Source organism: Corynebacterium sp. MSK039, assembly GCF_030232315.1.
Lineage (GTDB): Bacteria > Actinomycetota > Actinomycetes > Mycobacteriales > Mycobacteriaceae > Corynebacterium.
Map to the genome: position 1 here is coordinate 135,776 of NZ_JASPJL010000001.1, position 24,688 is coordinate 160,463.

The following is a 24,688-nucleotide window of genomic DNA, read 5'->3' on the forward strand; positions in this document are numbered from 1 at the left end:
TCTACTTAGGCTTTTCTGATGCCCGCGATGAACATCGCGTCGGTGCCGTGGCGGTGCGGCCACAGCTGGATATAAGGGCCGACCGCTCCCCCGGCGGCCGCTGCGGCAGCCAAGGCCGGTACCTCGGAGCCAAGGTCGATGGGCTGGGCTCCCGCCTCCCGGCAGAAGGAGTCCACCAACTGCGTGGTCTCCAGCGGATGCGGCGAGCACGTCGAATAGATGACGACTCCGCCCGGTGCGGTGGCCTCCCACGCCGAGCGCAACAACTCGCGCTGGAGGGGGACCAGCTCGGTGACGTCCTTCTCCTGCTTGCGCCAGCGGGCCTCCGGGCGGCGGCGCAGCGCGCCCAGGCCGGTGCACGGGGCGTCGACGAGGACCCGGTCGAAACCGTCCTCGGGCAGCTGGAGGCCCCGCACCTCAGCGAGATTCCGGCCGTCGCCGGTGTGAACCTGCACCGGCAGTTCCTTGGTGGATTTCGCAACGAGGTCGGCGCGGTGCGCGGAGATCTCGGTGGCGTCCACGGTGGCTTGTTCTGCCTGCGCCCACGAGCCGATGAAGGCGGTCTTGCCTCCCGGCCCCGCACAGAGGTCGAGCCAGCGCCCGCGGTCCTCCCGTTCCAGCGGCGCCTGGACCAGGGCCAGGGAGATCAGTTGCGAACCTTCGTCCTGGACGCTCGCCAGGCCTTGGGTGATCGCCTCAAGCTCGCCCGGCGCTCCGGAGTCCAGGTAGACCGCATAATCGGACCAACGACCCTGTTCGCCTCCGGTGATGAGGGCGAGCTCTTCAGCGGAGATCTGCCCTGGTCGGGCGGCGAGGTGCACGATGGGTCGGGCGTCGTCGGCTTCCAGAGCCTCGGCCAGATCAGCCGCAGGGTTCTCCGCCGTCCCGCCGAGCGCCTGGTTGAAGGCGGCGGCGATCCACTCGGGGTGGGAAGAGCGCAACGCCATGCTGGCCAATCCCGAACCGGGTGCCACCCGGTCCAGCCATTGCTCGGGTGTGCTGCGGGAAATCGTGCGCAGCACACCATTGACGAAGCCGCTGGCCTTGCCCCCGCCATTGGCCTTGACCAACTCCACCGAGGTGTCCACCGCGGCGTGCGACTCGACCCGGGTGCGCAGCAGCTGATAGGCACCGATGCGCAGCGCGTCCAACGCCACCGAGTCAATCTTCTCTACTGGCCGTCCCGCGGCCTTGGCGATGATTGCGTCGAGCAGCCCGGTGGCTCGCAGCGTTCCGTAGGTCAGCTCGGTGGCGAAGTTCGCATCCCGGCCGCTGATCCCGCGCTCCCGCAGGACGGCGGGCAAGGCGAGGTTGCCGTAGGCGTCCTCCTCGGTGACTTGCCGAAGCACGGTGAATGCGGCGTCGCGGGCCTTATCCCCGATCCCGGCACGTCGGCTCTTTTCCTGGCGGTGTACCGGGCGGCGCTGCTGATAGCCCCGGGCCCGCCCCGATTCGCGTTGCTTAGCACGTCCGGTGCCACGGGAGGCCGTGTTGGGGCGCGCCTTGCCGCTACGCGCGGACTCGGACCTCGAACGAAAAGAACTCATTTAGCCGTGTCTTCCTCGATATCAAAGCGTGGGGACTGCGCCAGCAACTCCTGCTGACCTCGGGCCCAGTCGGCGGCCCGCATCATCTTCTTGCCTGGTGGCTGGATGCTTTCCACCAGCAGTGGATCGTCACCAGTGCCGACGAGCACCCGCGTCTTATCTGCCCACAGCTGGCCGGGGGCCAGCTCCGGGAACTCCTCCTCCTCTGGAACAGGCAGTAGCAACCCGAACTTATAGCGCTGGCCATCCAGCGTGCACCACGCACCCGGTGCCGGGGTGTGGGCACGGGCGCGGCGTTGAATCACCTTCGCCGGCGTAGAAAAGTCGATACGCGCGTCAGCGGGGTGAATCTTCGGGGCGTGTGTCGCCCCCTCCTCCGGCTGCGACTGCGGGATGGCCGTACCTTCGCCGAGCTCAACCAGGGTGTCTGCCAGCAGCGACTTGCCAGAGTCGGTCAGCTCGATGAGCACGTCCTCGGCGGTATCGCGGATACCGATCTCATAAGCCTTCTTCGCCAGCATCGGGCCGGTGTCCAAGCCCTGCTCGATGCGGAAGATCGTCGCACCGGTCTCTTCGTCGCCCGCGGCGATGGCGGCCTGCACGGGTGCGGCACCACGCCAGCGTGGCAGCAGGGAGTAGTGCAGGTTCACCCAGCCGTGCTCAACGGCGTCGAGCAAATCGGCCGGGATCAGGTTTCCATAGGCCACCACGGCCACCGCCGTGGCGCCCGCCTCGCGGTAGGCAGCCAGCGTGTCGCGGACATCGCTTGCATCCTCGGCGCTCGCCCCGAGGGAGGCCCACTTGTGAACCTTCAGCCCCGCGGCCTCGGCGACCTCCGCGACGGGGCTGGGGTGCAGGCTCCGGCCCCGGCCCCGGCGAGCGTCGGGCTGTGTAATGACCCCGAGGACCTCCAGCCGCGGATCGGCGAGCAGATGCTCCAGAACGATAGCGGCGGGCTTGGGCGTGCCAGCAAAAATAATCTTCATCTAAAACCACTCCGAGCGTCGAATATCTGCCATAGCTTGCTTGCGGTCCTCGGGCGCGAGGTGCTGGAGGAAAAGCACGCCGTCCAGGTGATCGGTCTCGTGCTGCACGCAGCGAGCCAGTAGGCCCGAGACCTCCCGGTCGACCAGTTCGCCCTCCAGGGTCTGTCCGCGCAGTCGCACAGTCTCCGCACGCTCTACCTCGCCGCGGATCCCGGGAATGGACAGGCAGCCTTCCGGGCCTGTTTGCGTCTCCTCTCCCACCGGCTCCCAGGTGGGATTGATGACGTGCCCACGGTCGGACTCGCAGTCGTAGACGAAGACGCGTTTGGTGACCCCGACCTGGTTTGCGGCTAGGCCGACTCCACCGTGGTGATCCATGGTTTCCAGCATGTCGGCCACGAGGGTGGCGAGGGTAGCGTCGGAAGAAAAATCGGCCCCGACCTCGGTGGCAGGAGTGCGGAGGACGGGATCGCCGAAGTAGCGCAGGGACAGAACAGCCATGGGGATACTCTAACCGATACGGACCGGGTCCATGACTACGCGTAGGGGTGCGGAGTGCCGCTGCGAGGAGCGCACGGCTACAGCGCTTTTGAGTGCGCTGCCCAGGGACAGCGCGTCGGAGTGCGGCACGCGAATGATGAGCCGGCGGGCTTCATCCGCATGGCCGCTCGACAGGCCCGCGGGAAGCCTGACTCCGGCCGGGAGCTCCACTGGCCCCAAAAGTTCCGCCGATTCCGGCAGCTCCCAAGCCTCCTCCAACTCGGCCAGGCTGGCCGGGATGCCGTCCACGACCGCAACCACCGCCGCCGGTGGGAACTGTGCCTCCGCCCTGCTGGCCAACTCTGCGGCGGCTGCAGCATCCGGGTTCCAGCGGATGAGCTGCTGAATCGCGCTCAGCCGGTAGTCCCCTGCGATGATGACCCGGCCACCGGCCTCACGGGGTGCGACGAGTGCGGCAGCGCCCATCCACTGGCGCAAGGCGTTCTCCTCGGCTCGCAGATCCGCGCGGGTCAGCGGCGCCCAGGGGTCCAAGATGATCGAGGCTCCGTAGTGCCCATTGGGCTGCTCGGGTGGCGTATCGGGGTCACGGAGGATCGGCTCGGAGCCTGGGGTGGCGACGACGATGCGGCGCCCGAGTGGGACGGACGTTTTTACTTGTTCTCCGCCCGAGACCGTCACCGGGACGCCGGGGAATGCGCGACCCAGCTCCTCAGCGGTGCGGTCGTGGCCCACCACGCTCATGCGCAATGCGTGGTTACCGCAGTTGGTGCAGGTGAAAGTCGGGTGCAGGTGTCCGCACCACCGGCACGTGGGCGCTGAGTGGTCCCTGCCCTGTGGCAGTTCGAGTGGGCCATTGCAGTTCCGGCACCGGGCCGGGGTGCGGCATCGAGCACAGGCCAAGGCCGGAGCGTAACCACGGCGCGGCACCTGGATCAGCACGGTGCGGTCCGCATCCAGGGTCTCGCGAATCGTGGCGAAGGCCAGAGCCGGCAGCCGGCTCCCCGGGCTGTGACTCTCGGCCTCGAGCTGGCGTTCGGTGTCCCCAAGCCCTCGAATCCAGGGCAGCTGCTCACGAAGGGTTTCGGGCGTGGGGCGGATGGAAGCCAGCTCCCCCGCCGCGACCCACTGCTGAACCTCGGCGGTGCGGTGGTGACCGATGATTGCCAGCGCCGCGGACTCACCCTGACTGCGGGCCTTCGCTACCTCCCTGGCGTGCAGGTAGGGAGCGCGGGGGTCGACAAGCGAATCGTCCCCCTCCCCCAATACGACCACCAAGCCGAGATCTTTGAGCGGCGCGAAGACTGCATTGCGGGTTCCGACGACGATCCTGGCCTGACCGAGCACGATGGAAAGGAAACGCCGGTAGCGCACATGCGAGGACTCTGCGGCCGTCATTTGGAGCACCTGCTCGGTGGACGTCCAGGCCGCCAGGGCCTCGCTGACGCGGTCCACGAGCCGCTGATGTGGAGCGATCACCAGCGTCGACTTCCCTGCCCACGCGGTCGCAGCGGCGAGGACGGCGGCTAGGCGGGCATCGTCGTCCCCAGGAGCGGTGAGCAGCGACATGCGAGGGGCGGCGCCCTCGTCCAGGAGGGCAGCAAGGAAGCGCGGACCAAAGTGATACTTGCCGAGCGCGGATTCGGCATTTGACCGCGCCTGGGTGCGCAACTCGGCGACGGGCTCCAGCGTCGAGTAGAGATCCTCCCACGCCTTACCGCCTGCAAACAGCCCTGCCTTCTCGGCGCTCGCATGGCGGGGCGGGATCGCTGCCCGTAGAACATCCGCTCGGGTTCCGGCGGCGCGCTCGGCGAGCTGATTCACCAGCCGCCACATGTGCTCCGGCAGCAGCCGAATCGGGCTGATAACGCGCTCCAACGGGCGCAGCTTTCCCGAGTGGTCGCTGCTCGAGCGTCGTTCGATGATGAAACCGTCCACGAGGCGCCCGTTGAACCGGATACGGACTCGCACGCCGGCCTGAGCGTCGGCGTCCATCTCGGCGGGAACCTCATAGTCGAAGAGGCGGTCGAGATGTGGCACCCCGACCAGCGGCAATACCCGCGCGATCCGGCGAGGCCCGCGCCCCGCACGGGCAGCGAGCAGTTCCCTATCACCGGGGTTGGCTGCGGCTGGCTGTGCGGTCGTGTTCATGAGCTACAGGCTAGCCGACGGTGCAGACACGCCTTCACGGGGCGCTGGGAGAATGCCCCGAGAGCTGCCGTTAGTTGCTGCCGACAGCCTTCTTGAGCTCCTCAACCTTGTCCAGGCGCTCCCACGGCAGGTCGAGGTCATTGCGACCGAAGTGACCATAAGCAGCCGTCTGGGCGTAGATCGGGCGGAGCAGATCCAGCTCGCGCAGGATCGATGCCGGGCGCAGATCGAAGACCTCGGCGACAGCGCGCTGGATGTCCTCCACCGGTGCCTTCTCGGTGCCGAAGGTTTCCACGTAGAGGCCGACGGGGCGGGCCACGCCGATCGCGTAGGCCACCTGCACCTCGGCGCGGTCGGCCAGGCCAGCAGCCACGATGTTCTTTGCCACCCAACGGGTCGCATAGGCAGCAGAACGGTCCACCTTCGACGGGTCCTTGCCGGAGAACGCGCCGCCACCGTGGCGAGCCATGCCGCCGTAGGTGTCAACGATGATCTTGCGACCGGTCAGGCCGGCGTCACCGGCAGGGCCGCCCAGGATGAAGGAACCGGAGGGGTTAACCAACAGTTCCAGGTCCTCGGTCACGAAGGGCTTGAGGCTCTCGTCAGAGAGCACGTGGTCCACCACATGCTCGGACAGGAGCTCCCGCAGCTCATCCTGGGTGCGCTCCGGGTCGTGCTGCGTGGAGATGACGACGGTATCCAGGCGCACCGGGGTGCCGGCCTCGTCGTATTCGAAGGTGACCTGGGTCTTGCCGTCCGGGCGAAGGCCGGTGACGATGCCCTCCTTGCGCACCTCAGTCAGGCGACGGGAAAGGCGGTGGGCGACGGAGATGGGCAGCGGCATGTACTCCGGGGTCTCGTTCGTCGCGTAGCCGAACATCAGCCCCTGGTCGCCCGCACCCTGGCGGTCGTCCTCGTCGGTAGAGGAGGAACCGCGGACCTCGTGGGAGGTATCCACGCCGGCTCCGATCTCTGGCGACTGCGCACCAATGGACACGGACACGCCGCAGGTGGTGCCGTCGAAGCCCATGTCGGAAGAGGTAAAGCCGATCTCCTTGAGGGTATCGCGCACCAGCTGCGGGATCTCAACGTAGCCCGAGGTGCGGACCTCACCGACAATGTGGACGAGGCCGGTGGTGACCACGGTCTCCACAGCGACGCGGGCCTGCGGATCCTCGGCGAGCATGGCGTCGAGGATCGTATCGGAGATCGCGTCACAGATCTTATCCGGGTGACCCTCGGTGACGGATTCGCTGGTAAATAGGCGCTTAGACACTAGTTATCTCGCTTCTATCGTTCGTATTGTTGGTGCGGCCCGTCGGTGGCGGGTGGCGGGCGACGACCTAGACGGTGAACTAATTCATCAATAATAGACCAAGCGGTCTAGAAATGCACGCTAGCGATCGGCGGTTCGTGGCAAAGCGTCAAGAATCGCTCCGGCTACCTCGAGCTTATGCCCTGCCGGGACTTCACGGACATCCAGCGTCTCCGGATCATCGGAGCCGGACGGATTAGCGATCAGCCAGCCCGCGGAGTCCTCCTGACCGAAGACCTTACCGCGGCCGACAGCGTTCGCCATCAGCAGGTCGCAGCCCTTGCGGAGAAACTTCCGCTGCGCGTGCTCGAGAGGGGTAGATTCCGCGTCACCGGTCTCCGCTGCGAAACCCACGATGCGCAGATCCTTCGGCAGCTCCCCTGCCCGGCGCAGCTCGACAAGCCCCGCCAGGATGTCTGGGTTTTCTACCAGTTCGATGACCTCCAGCTGATCCTCTCCGCCCTTCTTGAGCTTCGACTCAGCCTGCTGGGCGGGACGGTAGTCCGCCACCGCCGCCGCCATGATGACGACATCCGCTTCCCGAGCGGCCTGCTCGGTCGCGTCCTTCAGCTCCAGAGCGCTGTTGATCCGAGTCACCCGCGCGCCGGAAGGCGTCGGCAGATCCTCGGTATGCCCCGCGATGAGGTGAACGTCGGCGCCACGTTGGGCGGCGATGTCCGCCAGCGCGTAGCCCTGACGGCCCGAGGAGGCGTTACCAAGAAACCGCACCGGGTCGAGATCCTCGTGCGTGCCGCCGGCGGTGACAACCACGCGGGTGCCGACCAAGTCCTGGTCGAAGATTCCCGGCTGGGAGTGGGCCGCCAGCGCCAGTGCCGCGATGTGATCGGGCTCGGGTAGCCGACCGGGGCCGCTATCCTTGCCGGTGAGGCGCCCGTGGGCGGGCTCCAGCACGGTGATCCCCCGGCTCCGCAGCGTCGCAACATTCTCCTGCGTCGCCGGGTTTTCCCACATCTCGGTGTGCATCGCCGGGGCAATGACCACCGGGCAGGTCGCGACGAGGCAGCTCGCGGTGAGCAAGTCATCCGCGCGCCCCATACGGAGCCGCGCCATAAGATCGGCCGTGGCCGGGGCGACCACGATGAGGTCGGCCTCCTGACCGAGACGGACGTGCTGGACCCCGGAGACGTCGTCCCAGACGGTCGTACTGACCGGATTACCGGACAGGGCCTCCCAGGTGGCAGCACCCACGAAGTTCAGTGCGGATTCGGTGGGAACGACGTGGACGTTGTGCCCCCGTTCCGTGAAATAGCGCACGAGGTGGGCCGCCTTAAACGCAGCAATGCCGCCCCCAACACCCACCAGGATGCGGAGCGGCTTGCTCGTATTCTTCTTCGAAGCGTTATCAGTCACACGTGACAGGATAGCCTCTTAGCCCTCGGTGTGCTCCAAGAGATCCGCGTTAATCTCGCGCAGGGCGATGGACAGTGGCTTCTCGTGCATCTCCGGGGTCACCAGCGGGCCAACGAACTCCAGGACACCTTCGTCGATGCTCTGGAAGTAGTCGTTGATCTGACGCGCGCGCTTAGCTGCGAAGATCGCGAGGGCGTACTTCGAGGACACCTTGGTCAGGAGCTCGTCGATCGGCGGGTTGGTGATGCCGACTGGCGGATCGAAAACCGTCTCGTTCGAGTTGACGTCCTGATTTTCCACGAAATGCACCTATTCTTTCGATTGCTTAATTAAGCCGCGTCTGATCCCCACGACGGCTTAGGGGAAACTATATCTTAATCGCCTGGAAGCGCCTAACCCCACGCCCACGTCGGTGGGTCGCGGGGTGCGGTAACAGGCTGGGTGGAGCCGGTGTCTCTGGGGCGAGGTCCCCTAGGCTTCCGGCACCAGGATGTCGCGGATTCCCGCGACGGCCTCGTCCACATCCGAGTTCACGATGACGTGGTCGAACTCATCCTTAGCGGCCAGTTCCCCGCGGGCGGTCTCCAGGCGACGCTGGATGACCTCGTCGGATTCGGTGCCACGGCCGGTCAGCCGTTCCACCAGCACCTCCCACGAGGGCGGAGCAAGGAAGACGGTGTGGGCCTCCGGCAGGAGCTTCTTCACGTTCCGCGCACCCTCGAGATCCACCTCAATGAGGACGGGGTGCTGGGCGGCCATGGCCTCCTCCACCGGCTTGCGGGGCGTACCGGAGAGCTGCAGCCCACCGTGGATCTCAGCCCATTCGAGCATGAGGTCGCTGTCGATGTTGGACTGGAACTCGTCTCGCGTCACGTAGAGATAGTCACGACCGTGTACCTCGCCGGGGCGAGGTTCGCGGGTCGTCATCGATACGCTGAAGAAGAGGTTCGGGACCGACTCGCGGAGCTTAGAGACCACCGTGGACTTACCAACGGCGGACGGCCCGGCGAGGACGACCACGCGGCCGCGGCCCGATTCCTGCGTCACGGCTTAAGCCTCTGGGTCGAAGCCGAAGTGCTCCAGCAGAGCGCGACGCTGACGGTCGCCCAGGCCGCGCAGACGGCGGGTCGGGGCGATCTCGAGCTGGTTCATGATCTCCTCGGCCTTGATCTTGCCGACCTTCGGCAGGGAGACCAGCAGAGCGGAGACCTTCATCTTGCCCAGGATCGGGTCAGTCTCGGCGTCCTTCAGGACCTGCTGCAGATCGGTGCCGCCGCGCTTGAGTTTCTCGCGAAGTTCGGCGCGTGCCTTACGTGCCTCGGCTGCCTTCTTCAGGGCCTCTGCACGCTGCTCCGGGGTCAGCTGGGGAAGTGCCACGGGATTCCTCCATACGTAATCGTTTTTGAAAATCTTGTGGAATGTCTTGCATTTTAGCCAATCAGCGTCGGGCTGCTGGCTTGAACACCCCTTTTCAGGGCGCTACTTGCTTAAGAAAGCAAAGCACGAAGGTGAATCCTAAGGTGCTTTTGCCGTGGTGGCAACTGCGACGCGCGGATTCACCTTCGCCAAATTTGCAGGCTACACCTGAAGTTCCGCGGCGAAGCGGCGCGCTGCGGCCTGCAGATCCGCCACGGCAGGCCCTTCGTTCAGGACAGCGCGGGAGACATTCGGGCTCGCGAAGCGTGCCGCCTCACCGCAAATACGCCGCACATCGGCCATCGTGCCGCCCTGGGCCCCGACGCCGGGCATGAGGATCATGCCGTTGACCTGGTCCAGAACCGGTGGATTCTCCACCGTCGCGCCGACCACGACGCCGACGTTGCCGGGCTTGTCCCCCGCGTTGAGTTCGGCCACGCGGTCGCACACCGCCTGGGCCAGCGTGGCGCCGGACTGCGTCTGGGACAGCTGCACAGACGGGGCCTCCGGGTTGGATGTCGCCGCGAGCACGATGGCACCCTTGTTGTACTCGGCTGCCAGTTCAAACACCGGGGCCAGGGAATCCACACCGAGCCACGGAGAGACCGTCACCGCGTCCGCCTCCAGGGGCGAGCCCGGCCGCAGCCAGGCGCTGGCGTAGCCCGCCATGGTCGAGCCGATATCGCCTCGCTTGGCGTCAGCGATCACCAGCACGCCGGCCTCCCGCAGCTCCGCCATCGCGTTCTGGAGAACCTCGAAGCCTGCAGCCCCGAAAGCCTCATAGAAGGCCACCTGTGGCTTGACGACGGCGACGGTATCCCGGAAAGCGGCAACCGCGGTATCGGTGAATTCTTTCAGCCCGGCCAGGTCATAGCTCAACCCCCAGCGCTCGAGGATGTGTGCGTGCGGGTCAAGCCCCACGCACAGCGGCCCCAGGTCGGCAGCCCGAGCCAGGAAGCGCTCGCCGAAGGTCTGAGACTGGTCTGCAGCCTGCCTCACCGGCGTGGTCATTAGTGCTCCACTTCCTGAATCGGGGTCACAGTGGTGTCGTGGTCCAGCAGAGCCTCGATGCCCTGCACCGCTGCGACGGTGCCCTGAACGGTCGTCGCGCACGGCACGCCGCTGTTCACAGAGGCCGCGCGGATCTCGTAGCCGTCGGTGCGCGCGTCAGCGGTACCGGCCGGGGTGTTGATGACCAGGTCGATCTCGCCGTCGCGGATGTAGTCCACGACGTTGCGGGCGTTCTCGCCCTCGCCGCTGGTGGCGGAGACCTTCGCGACGACCTCGCACTCCACGCCATTGCGGCGCAGCATGCTTGCGGTGCCCGCGGTGGCGAGCACGTTGAAGCCCAAGGAAGCCAGGCGCTGGATCGGGAGGATCAGGGTGCGCTTGTCGCGGTTAGCGACGGAGACGAAGACGTTGCCCTTGGTCGGCAGCGCGCCGTAGGCACCTTCCTGGGACTTCGCGAACGCGGTACCGAAGTCCGAGTCGAGGCCCATGACCTCGCCGGTGGACTTCATTTCCGGGCTCAGCAGAGAGTCCAGCACCTTGCCCTCGAAGCTGCGGAAGCGGTTGAACGGCAGCACTGCCTCCTTGACGGCAATCGGGTGACCGATCGGCAGCGAGCCACCGTCGCGATCGGAAGGCAGGATGCCTTCCTCCTTGAGCTCGGCGATGGAAGCGCCCAGCATGATGCGCGCGGCGGCCTTGGCCATCTGCACGCCCGTGGCCTTGGACACGAACGGGGCGGTGCGGGAGGCGCGCGGGTTGGCCTCGATGACGTAGAGGATGTCGTCCTTCAGTGCGTACTGGACGTTCATCAGGCCCTTCACGCCGATGCCCTGGGCCAGCTTGCGGGTGGATTCCCGGACCTTTTCGATGTCCTGCTCCCCCAGCGTCATCGGTGGCAGCGCACAGGCGGAGTCACCGGAGTGGATACCGGCCTCCTCGATGTGCTCCATCACGCCGCCGAGGTAGACGTCCTCGCCATCGCAGAGGGCGTCGACGTCGATCTCGATGGCGGAATCCAGGAAGCGGTCGACCAGGACCGGGTGCTCGTCGGTGATCTCCGTGGCGCGCGAGATGTAGTCGCGCAGGCTGGCCTCGTCGTAGACGATCTCCATGCCTCGGCCACCGAGGACGTAGGACGGGCGGACCAGTACCGGGTAACCGATGTGTGCGGCGACCTCACGGGCCTCCTCGAAGCTGGTGGCGGTGCCGAAGGCCGGGGCTGGCAGCTCGGCGTCGCGCAGGACCTTGCCGAACTCGCCGCGGTGCTCCGCCAGATTGATGGCCTCCGGGGTGGTGCCGACGATCGGCACACCCGCGTCCGAGAGGCGCTGCGCCAGGCCCAGTGGGGTCTGGCCACCGAGCTGGACGATCACGCCCGCGACGGTGCCGGACTCGGACTCCGCGCGGTAGATCTCCATGACGTCCTCGAAGGTCAGCGGTTCGAAGTACAGGCGATCGGCGGTGTCATAGTCGGTGGAAACGGTCTCCGGGTTGCAGTTGACCATCACGGTCTCGTAGCCAACGCGGGAGAGCTCGAGGGCCGCGTGGACGCAGGAGTAGTCGAACTCAATGCCCTGGCCGATGCGGTTCGGGCCGGAGCCCAGAATGATGACCTTTTCCTTCTCCTTCTGCGGCTCGACCTCGGACTCGGCGTTCGGGTCCAGCTCATAGGAGCTGTAGTGGTACGGGGTCTTCGCCTCGAACTCGCCGGCGCAGGTGTCCACGGTCTTGAAGACCGGGTGGATGCCGAGGGACCAGCGCAGGGAGCGCACGCCGTCCTCACCTGCGAACTCCGGACGCAGGGCGGCGATCTGGCGGTCGGAGAGGCCGAGGAACTTCGCGTAACGCAGGAGATCCACGTCCAGGACCGGCGCGTCGATCAGTTGCTGGCGGAACTCCACCAGGGCCATGAGTTCGTGCAGGAACCACGGGTCGATGCCGGAGGCCTGGTAGATCTCGTCCACGGTCGCGCCGAGGCGCATGGCGAGCTCGACGTCGTAGAGGCGGCCCTCGGTCGGGCGCTTCAAGTCCTCGAGGACGGCTGCCTTGTCGGTGGCACGCTCGCCCGCAAAGTCCTCATCCGGGACGGTCCAGAAGCCCGCCTGCTTGGTCTCCAGGGAACGCATGACCTTGTTCAGGCCGGTGATGTAGTTGCGGCCGATGGACATGGCCTCACCGACGGACTTCATCGTGGTCGTGAGGGTGTCGTCGGCGCCCGGGAACTTCTCAAAGGCGAAGCGCGGAGCCTTGACGATGACGTAGTCCAGAGTCGGCTCGAAGGCAGCCGGGGTGACCTGGGTGATGTCGTTGCGGACCTCGTCGAGGGTATAGCCGATCGCCAGCTTCGCGGCCAGCTTCGCGATCGGGAAGCCAGTGGCCTTGGACGCGAGCGCGGAGGAACGGGATACGCGCGGGTTCATCTCGATCGTGATGATCCGGCCGTCCTTGGGGTTGATGGCGAACTGGATGTTGCAGCCACCGGTCTCCACGCCGACCTCGCGGAGGATGGCGATGCCCTGGTCGCGCATGATCTGGAACTCGCGGTCCGTCAGGGTCATGGACGGGGCGACGGTGACGGAGTCGCCGGTGTGGACGCCCAGGGCGTCGACGTTCTCGATGGAGGCGACGACGACCACGTTGTCCTTCGCGTCGCGCATCAGCTCCAGCTCGAATTCCTTCCAGCCGAGGATGGACTCCTCGATCAGGACGTTGGCCTCCGGGGACGCGGCGAGGCCGCCGCCGGCGATGCGCTCCAGGTCCTCGTAGTCGAAGGCCAGGCCGGAGCCAAGGCCGCCCATGGTGAAGGACGGGCGGACGACGACTGGCAAGCCCAGCTCGGCGACGGTCTCGTGGACCTCGTCCATGTTGTGGCAGACGCGGGAGCGGGCGGAGGATCCACCGATCTTCTCGACGATGTCCTTGAACTTCTGGCGGTCCTCGCCGCGCTCGATGGCGTCGATGTCCGCGCCGATGAGCTCGACGCCGTACTTGTCGAGGATGCCGCGGCGGTCCAGCTGGATCGCGGCGTTCAGCGCGGTCTGTCCGCCGAGGGTGGCCAGCACGGCGTCGATCGGGTGCCCCTCTGCCTTTTCCTTGGCGAAGATCTTCTCGATGTACTCCGGCTGAATCGGCTCGATGTAGGTGTGGTCGGCGAACTCCGGGTCGGTCATGATGGTCGCCGGGTTGGAGTTGATCAGGGTGACGCGGAGGCCCTCTTCCTTGAGCACTCGGCAGGCCTGGGTGCCGGAGTAGTCGAACTCGCAGGCCTGACCGATGACGATCGGGCCGGAACCGATGACGAGGACGTGGTTGATGTCTTCACGACGTGGCATGAGTGTTTTCTCTTTCTGTTGGGCGTTGTGCTGCTGGATGCGTTCTGTGCTGTGAGAAGGCGTCGGCTTAGGCCTTCTTCTCCTGCTCCAACAGGTTGAGGAAGTGGTCGAACAGGGGGTTTGCGTCGTGCGGGCCGGCGGCGGACTCCGGGTGGTACTGCACCGAGAAGGCGCGTCCGCTGGTCAGCGCCACGCCTTCGACGACGTCGTCGTTGAGGCAGATGTGGGTGACCTTGGCGGGCCCGAATGGGGTGTCGAATTCCTTCTCTAGGCCGCCGGCGGGGGCCGCCAGGGCGAAGCCGTGGTTCTGGGCGGTGATCGCGACCTTGCCAGTCTCCAGGTCCTTCACCGGCACGTTGGTGCCGCGGTGGCCGAACTTCAGCTTGTAGGTGTCCAGGCCGAGGGCACGGCCAAAGAGCTGGTTGCCGAAGCAGATGCCGAAGAACGGGATGTCGGCCTCGAGCACCTTCTTGACCTGCTCCACCGTGTGGTCGGCGGTGGCCGGGTCACCCGGGCCGTTGGAGGCGAACACGCCCTGGGCCTCGTACTCGCTCAAGTAGCCCTCGAGGGTGGAGAACTCGGTATCGGCCGGAATGACGACGGTGCGGATGCCGCGCTTGGCGAACTCGCGCGGCGTGTTGGTCTTAATGCCCATGTCGTAGGCGAGGACGGTGTACTTGCGCTCCCCTTCCGCGTCGACGACATAAGGCTCGTCGGTGGTGACGTCCGCGGTCAGGTCCGCGCCGCTCATCGACGGCTGCTCCTTGACCTGGGCGATCATCTCCTCGTCCGTGCCGAGGGCGTCGCCGGAGAAGATGCCCGCGGCGATGGATCCCTCCTCGCGCAGGTGGCGTACGACGGAGCGGGTATCCACGCCGCAGATGCTGACGATGCCCTGTGCCTCGAGCTCCTCGTTGAGGCTGCGCTTGGCTCGCCAGTTGCTGACGGTGTTGGAGAGGTCGCGGATGACCAGGCCAGCGGCCCAGATCTTGCCGTCGCGGGACTCGGAGTCCTCGTCGTTCCAGCCGGTGTTACCGATCTGTGGGGCGGTGAGCACCGTGATTTGACGGTGGAAGGAGGGGTCGGTGAGGGTCTCCTGGTAGCCGGTCATGGCGGTGGTGAACACTGCCTCGCCGAGGGTCTTGCCGGTCGCGCCCATCGCGAAGCCGCGGTAGATCGTGCCGTCTGCGAGAACCAGTGCTGCTGGAGTGTGAGTCTGCATATCTTTAGTCCTTAGTTTTTCTTTCAAGGTCAGTCGCCGATTGTTGAGTTATCGGGCAGCTAGTCGGTTGTCACAGGGTTGCCGTCGCGGCATGTCACCTTGCCACGCAGGATCGTCGTGGATACCCGAACCGGCATGGGCATGCCTTCGTAAGGGTTGTTCTCGGACTTGGAGGCCATCTGCTTGGCCTCGGCGGTCCAGCTAGCGTTGGTATCCACCACGCACAGGTTCGCTGGCTCGCCTTCGGCGATCGGGCGACCGTGGCCCGGCAGCTTGGTGATCTCGGCGGGACGCTCGGACATCACCTTGGCGACGAAGCGCCAGTCCTGATCGCCGTTGATGACGAAGAGGTCCGCGATGATCGCCAGGGAGGTCTCCAGGCCGAGCATGCCCGGACGAGCCTGGTCGAATTCGCAGCACTTCTCCTCGGAGGAGTGCGGGGCGTGGTCGGTGGCCACGCAGTCCACCACGCCGTCGATGAGTGCCTGGCGCAGGGCCAGGGTGTCCCGCTCCTCACGCAGCGGCGGGTTCACGCGGTTCACGCCGTCGAAGGTCTCCAACCGGGAGTCGGTGAGGATCAGGTGGTGCGGGGTGACTTCGGCGGACAGCGGGATGTCCTGTCCCTTCGCCCAGCGCAGCAGCTCGACGGTGCCTTCCGTGGAGGCGTGACAGATGTGGAGCCGACCGCCGTAGTCGCGGGCCATGAGGGCGTCGCGGGCGACGATGGACTCCTCCGCCACGCGTGGCCAACCACGAAGGCCCAGGCGGGCGGCAGTCTCGCCTTCGTGGGCGACCGCGCCCTCGGTCAGGCGGGGCTCCTCGCAGTGCTGCGCGAGCAGCACGTCCATGCCACGCGAGTACTCGATTGCGCGACGCATCAGGCGCGGGTCGTCGACGCACTTGCCGTCGTCGGAGAACATGCGCACCTTGGCGTCGGAATCGGCCATCATGCCGAATTCGGTGAGCTCCTTGCCCGCCAGTCCCTTGGAGATGGAACCGACGGGGTGGACGTCGCAGAGGTTCGTGTTCTGGCCCTTGTACCAGACGCTTTCCGCGATGGCGGGGTCGTCCATGACCGGGGAGGTATTAGCCATGGTGAACACGGCGGTAAACCCGCCCTTGGCAGCCGCCGCGGAGCCGGAGGCGATGGTCTCGGTGTCCTCGCGGCCCGGCTCGCGCAGGTGAACATGCATGTCCACCAGGCCCGGCAGGAGCACCTGGCCGGCAAGGTCGAGCACCTCGGCCTCAGCTGGAGCCTCGTCGGAGAGATCCGCGCCGATCTTGGCGATCACGCCGCCGGAGAGCAGGACATCCTGCGGCTCCCCTTCACCGTAGATGAGCACGCCCTTGAGGAGCACCGCGTTCTCGGCACCCGCCGGGTGCGCAGCCAGTGGGCCAGTCGGGGGAAAGTTCTTGTTGTCGACCATAAAAATCGCTTATCCTTTCTGGCCTTAAGCGTCTGTCTCGGTCTCGGAGGCCGAGTGGCCGCCGATCAGCAGCTGGAAGAGGATCGCCATGCGGACGTGAACACCGGCAGTGACCTGCTGGAGCACGACGGTGTTCGGAGCATCCGCGACGCTGTAGTTGATCTCCATGCCTCGCAACATCGGGCCTGGGTGCATTACAACCGCGTCCGGCTTCAACATGGCGTGGCGGGCCTTGGACAGCCCGTATCGGGTGGCGTACTCGCGGTGCGAGGGGAAGAAACCACCGTTCATGCGCTCCGCCTGGACCCGCAGCATCATGACCGCGTCGGCGCTCGGCAGCTCCGCGTCAAGATCGTGGCTCACGCGCACGCCCCAGTTCTCCACCCCGATCGGCAGCAACGTCGGAGGTGCGACGAAGGTGACATCTGCGCCGAGGGCATTGAGCAGCTGCGCGTTGGAGCGGGCGACGCGGGAGTGCAGGATATCACCGACGATCACGACGTGCTGCCCCGACAGATCACCCCGTTGACGGCGCAGCGTCGTGGCGTCGAGCAGCGCCTGGGTGGGGTGCTGGTTGGAGCCATCTCCGGCGTTGATCACCGCGGTATCGCCGATGAAGTTGGCAACGTGCTGCGCCGCCCCGGAGGACGGGTGGCGCATGACCAGTGCGTCGGCGCCGATGGACTTCAGCGTCAGTGCCGTGTCCCGGAGGGACTCGCCCTTCTTCACGCTCGAGGAGGACGCGGAGATGTTGATAACGTCCGCGCTCATCCACTTCCCCGCCGTCTCGAAGCTGGCCCGGGTGCGGGTGGAGTTTTCGTAGAACATCGTGAACACGGTGCGCCCCCGCAGGGTGGGCAGCTTCTTGACCTCGCGGCCCTTCAGCGCCTCGGCGAAGCGGTCCGCCTCGTCCATGATGCTCACAATCTCATTCGGAGTGAGATCGGAAATGCTGAGCAGGTTCTTCACTACGCACGCCCCTTGTCTGCGGCGGACGGTACCTGCCCGCCCTGATTCGCTGGTTGCTGGTCGGCGGGTGTGGTCGACCGGGTCAGGGTGACCTCGTCGCGGCCGTCGAGCTCGTGGAGAGCGACGGTGACGTCCTCGGAGGCTGCCGTCGGAATGTTCTTGCCCACGTAATCGGCGCGAATCGGCAGCTGCCGGTGACCGCGGTCAATCAGGACGGCCAGCTGGACGGTATCGGGACGGCCGAGATCCCGGAGGGCGTCCAACGCGGCGCGGATGGTGCGGCCCGAAAACAGGACGTCGTCGACCAAGATGACGGTTGCGCCGTCGATCCCCTCGTCCGGGATGATCGTGGGCTTGAGAGCACGGTGCGGGCCGCGCCCCAGATCGTCCCGGTACAGCGTGATATCCAGCGAGCCTTGGAACACATCCACGCCACTGAATTCGCTGATCTTTTTCTGCAGCCGCTCCGCGAGCGGCACTCCCCCAGACGGAATACCCAACACCACGACCCGCCGGGCGGATCCGCTGTCTAGAGCCGTCTTCTCAATGATTTGGTGCGCGATGCGTGCGACCGTGCGATTGACATCGTCCGGGTTCAGCAGAACCACGGAGTGCTGATCGACTGTCGGATTCATCGTGACCTCCTTTCCCGCCTCTCTGTGCGGTCTGTTAAAGGATGCCTCTGAAAGAAAACCTTTCATGTGAACGATAGCACAAAGCATTACCCCCGGCTGCGCGGGGCAACCGGGGGTAGATGGGTGCGATTCACTCATTCGCCGGCAGGATGCCGCGACTGAAAAACCTCGCTTTTTAGACGGAGTTCTGGCCGTCAGCGGCGGTGTCTTCGCCAACCCCCGCCTGGCCGTCTTCGGTCTCTTCTGCGGCGCCGTCCCCCACCTGCTCGGTGGGGTCTGCGATCACGGAATCAACCAGCGCCTCGATATCTGCCGGGGCAGGAGCAGAGCCCTCCTCGGACCCCGACTGTTCCTGCTCGCGCTGGGTGGCCAGACGGTCAGCCATCGCGGCGTCTGCGTCTGTGGCCACGCCGTCGAGCACAGCGTTGACGTAGTCCGGGGCCTTGACGTGGGAGTACTCGCTGGCAAGTTCGATCCCCTCGGACAGGGCAACGCGGTGCGGAACGTCCGGGTTAAACATCAGTTCCCACGCCGCCACGCGCATGACCGCGCGGTCCACGGCGGGGATGCGATCCAGGGTCCAATCGCTGGTGAGGTGCACGGCGATGGCGTCGTCGATCGCGTCGAGGTTACTTGCCACGCCGGGCACGATCTGGGAGGTGTACTCCGGGATCGGCTTGATCTGGTTTTCCTGATCCTTAGCTAGCTCCGCGCGCTCTTCCATGATGTCGACCGGGTCGATGTCGCGGAACTCCGCCTCGAAGAGGATGTCCACGGCACGGCGGCGGGCCTTGTAGCGCGCACCACGCCGCTTGAAACGCGCAGCCGAACGCTCATCCTTCGAGCCTTTGCCCTCCCCCGCAGACTGCGGGTTCTGGCTTTCGGGGCGCGAGGATGGCGACGGCGACTGTGGTTCAACCATGAGGAAGTATCAGGCTCCTGGGGTGTTACTGGGTGACGCGGGACAGGTACTCGCCGGTGCGGGTGTCCACCTTGACGACGTTGCCGGTCTCGATGAACAGCGGCACCTGGATCTCGGCACCGGTCTCCAGGGTGGCTGGCTTGGAGCCACCGGTGGAGCGGTCGCCCTGCAGGCCCGGATCGGTGTGCTCGATCTTGAGGTCAACGTTGGCCGGCAGCTCAGCGAACAGCGCCTGGCCGTCGTGGAAGGAAACGTTGACGCGGGAGTTCTCCAGCAGGAACTTCGCGCCGTCACCCATGAGCTCCGGCTGCAGCTCGACCTGGTCGAAGGTCTTGTCGTCCATGAGGACGTAGGCGGAGCCGTCGTTGTACAGGTAGGTCATGTCGCGGCGGTCGACGGTGGCCTGCTCGACCTTCACACCTGCGTTGAAGGTCTTGTCCACGGTCTTGCCGGAGACGACGTCCTTGAGCTTCGTACGCACAAACGCCGGGCCCTTACCTGGCTTGACGTGCTGGAACTCCACGATCTGTTGCAGCTTGCCGTCGATCATCAGGACCATACCGTTTTTGAAATCTGCAGTGGTTGCCACTAGTTCAGGCTCCTCTATTCTCGTTGAGATTTTTTTGCGCGCACGTCGACGCCCGAGGTCTCGGGCGTTCTCGTTCGACTTATTCTAACACCTTAAACGATGCGCAGATCAGTGCTGGAGGCGTTGCAGCTCTTCGCCCCGTCGGCCGTGACCACGTAGGTGTTTTCGATGCGCAGACCGGTCTTGCCCGGGATGTAGATCCCTGGCTCCACGGTCAGCGTCATCCCCTCAGCAAGCGTTACTGATCGGTCGACCCGGGAGTTCGCCGACGGCGCTTCGTGGACGTCCAGGCCCACGCCGTGGCCCGTCGAGTGCACGAAGTACTCGCCGTAGCCAGCATCGGTGATGATGTCCCGGCAGGTCTTATCGATATCGAACAGAGCGGTTCCCGGGGCGACGGCCGCGGCACCAGCCCGCTGCGAGCGCAGGACGACGTCGTAGAGGGTGGCGGAGAGCTCGTCCGGCTCCCCCACGCAGACGGTGCGTGTCTGGTCGGAGGCGTAGCCGTCCAGGTAGATGCCGAAATCGACGGTGACCAGACCGGGCACGATCGGGTCGCGGGAGACACCGGCGTGCGGCTTGGTGGCGTTGACTCCCGACGCCAGGATGGTATCGAAGCTCAGTGCTTCGGCACCGGCCTTGCGCAGGCGGTACTCCAGGTCCGCTGCGGCCTCGATTTCAGTGCGGCCCTCGCGGATTCCGCCCTCGTCGAGGAATTCCTGCCACACCGAATCCGCGAGCTCCCCGGCTGCCTCGAGGGCGGCGATCTCCGCGCTGTCCTTGACCAAGCGAAGCTCCTCGACGATGCCGGCCGCCACCTCCGGCAGCGGCCCGTCCGCGGCAAGCTTCTTCGCTTCGCCGATGCTCAGGCTGGACTCCACGGCAAAGCCGGTGACCTGAGCCCGCTCCGGGACTTTCTCGAGCAGCTTATTGTCGATGAGGAGCTCGACATCCTCTGGCTGGCCGGTCTCGATCTCCACCTGGGTGGCGTATCGGCCATCGGTGCCGAGCACGCCCCGGCCGTCCGGCCGCTGCAGGTACACCGCATTGGAGCCACTGAAACCGGTGAGGTAGCGAACGTTCTTCAGGTCAGTGACCAGAAGGCCCGGCAGGTCGCGCTCCTGTAGGCGTGCGGCAAGCTTGTTGCGGCGCTCGGCGTATCGCTGAGTCTGGGTCATTCGCGCTCTCCTTCGATCGTTGTTTCCCCCATGCTGGGTTCAATCACCCCCACGCTACTCCCCTGGGCGTCCACACTCGCGGGCGCGGGTCATTGCGCGGAGCGTTGAGCCCGACCCCGCCCTCAAAGACGTCGGCGGTGCTAGCTCTGCGCGAGGTAACGCAGAGCCGCCAGGTATCCCTCGATCCCCAAGCCAGCGATCACGCCGCGGGCAATGGGGCTGAGGTAGCTGTGGTGGCGGAAGGGCTCGCGGGCGTGGACGTTGGAGATGTGGACCTCCACGAAGCCCTGCCCGTCGGCGACCTCCGCGAGAGCGTCGCGCAGCGCCACAGAAGTGTGCGTCCAGCCACCCGGGTTGATGATCACCGCATGCCCCTGGTCAGCTGCCGCATGGATGCGGTCCAGCATCTCGCCTTCGTTGTTGCTCTGGAAGAACTCCACCGCCACACCCAGGCGTGCCGCCTCATCGGCGATCAGGGCCTCAACGTCGGCTAGCGTCGTCGCCCCGTAGACCTCCGGCTGGCGCTTGCCCAGCCGGTTGAGGTTCGGGCCGTTGAGCACGCTCACCGTCAGCTGCTGTTCCTGTGCGGTCACTGCGAAATCGCCTCCCACGCTGCGTCCAGGTGTTCCCTGCTCGAGGACTCGAGCCGGGTCGGTTTCGCCAGTCCCTCGAGGACGACGAAGCGAATCTTGCCCTGCTTATTCTTCTTATCCCGCCCCATAACCTCAATGAGGGTGTCGAAATCGGAGTGCTGATAGGTCGTCGCCAACCCAACGCTGCGCAGGATGTTCCGGTGCCGGTCCACGAGTTCCTGGTCGATGAGACCGGCGGCCTTGGCCAGCTCAGCCTCGAACATCATGCCCACGCCCACGGCCTGACCGTGACGCCAGCGGTAGTTCTCCTGCTGCTCGACCGCGTGGCAGAAGGTGTGCCCGTAGTTGAGGATCTCCCGGATATAGGACTCCTTGAGGTCCTGGGCCACCACCTCTGCCTTGACCTTGATCGCCCGCTCGATCAGTTCCGGGAGTACATCACCGGCGGGGTTCAGCGCCTCGACCGGGTCCTCCTCGTAGATCTCGATGATGCGCTCGTCACGGATGAAACCTGCCTTGATGATCTCCGCGGAGCCAGCGATCAGCTCCTCGCGTGGCAGATCCTTGAGGGTGTCCAGGTCGATGAGGACTGCGGCCGGTTCGTGGAAAGCACCGACGAGGTTCTTACCCCGGGTAGTGTTGATCCCCGTCTTGCCGCCCACCGCGGCGTCGACCATCCCAAGCAAGGAGGTCGGGACGTGTGCCACGCGGATACCGCGCATCCAGGTGGCGGCGATGAACCCGGCGAGGTCGGTGGCAGCGCCACCGCCCACGGAGACGATGCAGTCCTGACGCGTCAGCCCGGCATCTGCGCAGCGATCCCAGCAACGCTCGGCTGATGCAATGGTCTTGCCGTCCTCTGCGTCGGAGATCTCCAACAGCTCGGCGACCCTGCCCTCGGCCTCCAGCAACTTCGCGACGTGGGCTGCGCGCTCAGCCAGGGCCGGCTGGTGGATGATCAGGAAGGTGCTGGCGCCCTCGGTGGCCTCGAGCATCGGCGGGATCATCGTCTCGATGCCGCGGCTGATGAGGACCGGGTACGGCGAAGCGGTGCGCACATCGATGCGCGTTGGGGTGGGCTGCTGCGCGGAGTAAGGCGTTGTCACGCTGTCACGTTCTTTCTCTATAGCTGTGGTGGTTTGGTGGTCGGCCGTGGTGGCAGTGCCGCGGGTGAACGGCCCGGTGAGGTCGCCTAGACCTGTTCCGCGTCTTCGAGGTACTGCAGGATGGCGGTCACTGTCCGCTGCGGGTCGTGGTTGCCGGAGCGGATGCGGAAGCTCGCGACCTCTTCATAGAGCTCGTGGCGCTCGTCGTAGAGCCGCTGATAGACCTCTTCAGGGTTGGGGACGTCCAGCAGCGGGCGGGTTTTGTTCCCGGAGGTACGGCGCACGCCCTCAGCGACGTCTACATAGAGGTAGACGACTTGGTGGTTCATGAGGGCCTCGCGGGTCTTCGCGCTCTTCACAGCTCCCCCGCCCAGGGACACCACCGCATTGGTCTGCAGTGCCTGAGCGACGGCTTCCTCCTCAGCAGCACGGAATTTCTCCTCGCCGAGCTCCCGCAGCACGTCGCCGCAGGGCTTGTTGAAGCGTTCGGCGATGAGCTCATCGGTATCGATGACGGGCAGGTGGAGGGCATGCCCGATGCGCCGGCCCATCGTGGATTTACCCGCGCCCGGCAACCCAGCGAGCACAACCTTGGGGCGCTGCCCAGGTGCCGTGTGCTGCGCGTTGACCGGTGTGGATTGCCCTGGTCGAGTCATCTTTCGCGAAGCCTCCTTGTCCGCGGGTTGGTTAGAAATCCAGCCGCTCGGCGACCTGCTGCTGATAAGCGGCCACGTTGCGCTTCATCTCGGCGAGGGAATCGCCCCCGAACTTCTCAACGGTGGCCCGAGCCAGCACGAGGGCGACCATCGCCTCGGCGACGACTCCTGCTGCGGGGACGGCGACGACGTCGGAGCGCTGGTGGATGCCGGTCGCGGCCTCTCCGGTGGCGATGTCGACGGTGCGCAGGGCGCGCGGGACCGTGCTGATCGGCTTCATCGCGGCGCGGACGATGACGTCCTCACCGTTGGTCATGCCGCCCTCGATCCCGCCAGCGCGGTTGCTCAGTCGGGTGATCTCCCCGTCCTCGCGAACCATCTCGTCGTGGGCTTCGGAGCCGCGGCGACGGGCCTCCTCGAAGCCGTCGCCGATCTCGACCCCCTTGATGGCCTGGATCCCCATGACGGCGGAAGCCAACTGGGCGTCGAGACGAGCGTCACCGGACGTGTGGGAGCCCAAGCCGATCGGCAGGCCCTTGACCACGACCTCCACGATGCCGCCGAGGGTGTCGCCGCTCTTCTTGGCCGCCTTGATCTCCTCGACCATCGCGTCCTCCGAGGCCTTATCGAAGGCACGCACCGGGGAGGCGTCGATAGCTTCCAAGTCGGAGAAACTCGGGGTGGGTCCGGTATAGGGCTCGCTACGACCGATCGAGACGACGTGGCTGAAGACCTCCACTCCCAGTACCTCGCGCAGCAGGGCGCGGGCGAAGGTGGCGGCGGCGACGCGGGCAGCGGTCTCGCGGGCGGAGGCACGCTCCAGGATCGGGCGGGCATCGTCGTGGTCGTACTTCAGCATGCCGGCGAAGTCCGCGTGACCCGGGCGCGGGCGGGTGAGTTTCGCCCCGCGACCGGAGGCCATCGCCTTGGCCACCTCCGGGTCCTCCAGATCAACCGGGTCGGCGGACATGATGGTGGTCCACTTCGGCCACTCGGTGTTGCCAATCATGACGGCCACCGGGCTGCCGAGGGTCTTGCCGTGTCGGACGCCAGAGACGAAGGTCAGCTCGTCCGCCTCAAACTTCATCCGGGCGCCGCGACCATAGCCGAGGCGACGGCGGGCGAGCTGTTCCGCGACGTCCTCGCGAGTCACGCTCAGCCCAGCGGGGAGGTTTTCCACCAGCGCAATCAGCGCCTGGCCATGGGATTCACCAGCAGTAGTCCATCGAAGCATGCCGACAAGTCTACTATGTGAGCTATCGAACAATTATAAGGACACTGCGAAGGCCAGCAGCGTACCCAGAACCATTGCCGGTCCCATGGCGACGGGCCGATGGGGTGGAGCCTTTCTGGCCCGATCCTGGATCAGTATCCCGCCGGTCGTGAGCACGCCGGAAGTGCCGATGGCGAGCAACACCCACCCCAATCCGTGCCAGGCAGCAAGGATGCCGCACGCCGCCGCAAACTTGGCGTCCCCGCCACCGAAGTACTGGCCAGGAGCTCCGCTCCCCTCGCGGAGATTCTTTACAGAGCGTTGGTGGAAGAAACTGAACAATAGCCACCACACCGCGCCACCGACGAGTGCTGAAGGCTGCCAGACACACGCCGCGACAACAGCAGAGAGGATGCTGGGGAGCACCACGGCGTTGGGGATGCGACGATGCCGCCAATCTACGACCCCCAGGTAGGCCACAGCCACGCCAAGCGTGGCAAGCACAGCGCACATCACCGATGGCTCCCCCCTTAATCTTGCTCCCCTACAGT

23 protein-coding genes are annotated in these 24,688 nt (G+C 65.9%); all 23 read right to left on the minus strand.

The window, feature by feature from the left end; translation table 11 throughout:
* Window positions 1-5: 5 nt before the first annotated feature.
* Window positions 6-1,547: an RsmB/NOP family class I SAM-dependent RNA methyltransferase gene (locus tag QP997_RS00630; protein WP_284845895.1), complete on the minus strand. Its 1,542-nt coding sequence runs from the start codon at window positions 1,545-1,547 to the stop codon at window positions 6-8.
* Window positions 1,544-2,533, minus strand: a complete 990-nt coding sequence (fmt, locus tag QP997_RS00635) for a methionyl-tRNA formyltransferase (RefSeq protein ID WP_284845896.1) — start codon at window positions 2,531-2,533, stop codon at window positions 1,544-1,546. The genes QP997_RS00630 and fmt overlap by 4 nt, the downstream gene beginning before the upstream one ends.
* The gene (gene def / locus QP997_RS00640) at window positions 2,534-3,034 is read right to left on the minus strand and encodes a peptide deformylase (RefSeq protein ID WP_070758934.1); all 501 of its coding nucleotides are present in this window, start codon (window positions 3,032-3,034) and stop codon (window positions 2,534-2,536) included.
* Window positions 3,035-3,043: 9 nt separating this feature from the next.
* On the minus strand, window positions 3,044-5,182 hold the full coding sequence (locus tag QP997_RS00645; protein WP_284845897.1) for a primosomal protein N': 2,139 nt from the start codon (window positions 5,180-5,182) through the stop codon (window positions 3,044-3,046).
* 70 nt (window positions 5,183-5,252) lie between these two features.
* Window positions 5,253-6,458 carry a methionine adenosyltransferase gene (metK, locus tag QP997_RS00650; RefSeq protein ID WP_070758936.1) on the minus strand — a complete coding sequence of 402 codons (1,206 nt, stop codon included), beginning with the start codon at window positions 6,456-6,458 and terminating at the stop codon, window positions 5,253-5,255.
* 120 nt (window positions 6,459-6,578) lie between these two features.
* Entirely contained in the window at window positions 6,579-7,868 is a 1,290-nt protein-coding gene (coaBC, locus tag QP997_RS00655; RefSeq protein WP_284845898.1) for a bifunctional phosphopantothenoylcysteine decarboxylase/phosphopantothenate--cysteine ligase CoaBC, read from the minus strand.
* An 18-nt stretch (window positions 7,869-7,886) separates the two neighbouring features.
* Window positions 7,887-8,168, minus strand: a complete 282-nt coding sequence (gene rpoZ, locus QP997_RS00660; protein ID WP_012360221.1) for a DNA-directed RNA polymerase subunit omega — start codon at window positions 8,166-8,168, stop codon at window positions 7,887-7,889.
* 171 nt (window positions 8,169-8,339) lie between these two features.
* Window positions 8,340-8,915, minus strand: coding sequence for a guanylate kinase (gene gmk, locus QP997_RS00665; RefSeq protein WP_070758938.1), 576 nt, complete (start codon window positions 8,913-8,915; stop codon window positions 8,340-8,342).
* 3 nt (window positions 8,916-8,918) lie between these two features.
* Entirely contained in the window at window positions 8,919-9,245 is a 327-nt protein-coding gene (gene mihF, locus QP997_RS00670; protein WP_012360219.1) for an integration host factor, actinobacterial type, read from the minus strand.
* Between the two features lie 201 nt (window positions 9,246-9,446).
* Complete coding sequence (gene pyrF, locus QP997_RS00675) at window positions 9,447-10,295, minus strand: orotidine-5'-phosphate decarboxylase (RefSeq protein WP_070758939.1); 849 nt, start codon at window positions 10,293-10,295, stop codon at window positions 9,447-9,449.
* Window positions 10,295-13,627, minus strand: a complete 3,333-nt coding sequence (carB, locus tag QP997_RS00680) for a carbamoyl-phosphate synthase large subunit (protein WP_070758940.1) — start codon at window positions 13,625-13,627, stop codon at window positions 10,295-10,297. Before carB ends, pyrF begins: the two co-directional genes overlap by 1 nt.
* Before the next feature lie 67 nt (window positions 13,628-13,694).
* On the minus strand, window positions 13,695-14,849 hold the full coding sequence (carA, locus tag QP997_RS00685; RefSeq protein ID WP_284780222.1) for a glutamine-hydrolyzing carbamoyl-phosphate synthase small subunit: 1,155 nt from the start codon (window positions 14,847-14,849) through the stop codon (window positions 13,695-13,697).
* A gap of 59 nt (window positions 14,850-14,908) precedes the next feature.
* A complete protein-coding gene (locus QP997_RS00690; protein WP_284845899.1) occupies window positions 14,909-16,276 on the minus strand; it encodes a dihydroorotase in 1,368 nt (455 codons plus the stop codon).
* Between the two features lie 24 nt (window positions 16,277-16,300).
* Entirely contained in the window at window positions 16,301-17,245 is a 945-nt protein-coding gene (locus tag QP997_RS00695) for an aspartate carbamoyltransferase catalytic subunit (RefSeq protein ID WP_070758943.1), read from the minus strand.
* The gene (gene pyrR / locus QP997_RS00700; RefSeq protein WP_070758944.1) at window positions 17,245-17,880 is read right to left on the minus strand and encodes a bifunctional pyr operon transcriptional regulator/uracil phosphoribosyltransferase PyrR; all 636 of its coding nucleotides are present in this window, start codon (window positions 17,878-17,880) and stop codon (window positions 17,245-17,247) included. The genes QP997_RS00695 and pyrR overlap by 1 nt, the downstream gene beginning before the upstream one ends.
* 175 nt (window positions 17,881-18,055) lie before the next feature.
* The gene (gene nusB / locus QP997_RS00705) at window positions 18,056-18,802 is read right to left on the minus strand and encodes a transcription antitermination factor NusB (protein WP_284845900.1); all 747 of its coding nucleotides are present in this window, start codon (window positions 18,800-18,802) and stop codon (window positions 18,056-18,058) included.
* A gap of 25 nt (window positions 18,803-18,827) precedes the next feature.
* Window positions 18,828-19,391: an elongation factor P gene (efp, locus tag QP997_RS00710; protein WP_070758946.1), complete on the minus strand. Its 564-nt coding sequence runs from the start codon at window positions 19,389-19,391 to the stop codon at window positions 18,828-18,830.
* 92 nt (window positions 19,392-19,483) lie between these two features.
* Complete coding sequence (locus QP997_RS00715; RefSeq protein WP_284845901.1) at window positions 19,484-20,569, minus strand: M24 family metallopeptidase; 1,086 nt, start codon at window positions 20,567-20,569, stop codon at window positions 19,484-19,486.
* 140 nt (window positions 20,570-20,709) lie between these two features.
* Window positions 20,710-21,141 (minus strand): type II 3-dehydroquinate dehydratase, encoded by a 432-nt coding sequence (gene aroQ, locus QP997_RS00720; RefSeq protein WP_284757730.1) that lies wholly within the window; start codon window positions 21,139-21,141, stop codon window positions 20,710-20,712.
* A gap of 17 nt (window positions 21,142-21,158) precedes the next feature.
* Window positions 21,159-22,268, minus strand: coding sequence for a 3-dehydroquinate synthase (gene aroB / locus QP997_RS00725; protein WP_284845902.1), 1,110 nt, complete (start codon window positions 22,266-22,268; stop codon window positions 21,159-21,161).
* Between the two features lie 86 nt (window positions 22,269-22,354).
* Window positions 22,355-22,924 (minus strand): shikimate kinase, encoded by a 570-nt coding sequence (locus QP997_RS00730; protein WP_284845903.1) that lies wholly within the window; start codon window positions 22,922-22,924, stop codon window positions 22,355-22,357.
* A 31-nt stretch (window positions 22,925-22,955) separates the two neighbouring features.
* Window positions 22,956-24,158 carry a chorismate synthase gene (aroC, locus tag QP997_RS00735; RefSeq protein WP_284845904.1) on the minus strand — a complete coding sequence of 401 codons (1,203 nt, stop codon included), beginning with the start codon at window positions 24,156-24,158 and terminating at the stop codon, window positions 22,956-22,958.
* A 33-nt stretch (window positions 24,159-24,191) separates the two neighbouring features.
* Window positions 24,192-24,653 carry a prepilin peptidase gene (locus QP997_RS00740; RefSeq protein WP_148811761.1) on the minus strand — a complete coding sequence of 154 codons (462 nt, stop codon included), beginning with the start codon at window positions 24,651-24,653 and terminating at the stop codon, window positions 24,192-24,194.
* Between the last annotated feature and the right edge of the window lie 35 nt (window positions 24,654-24,688).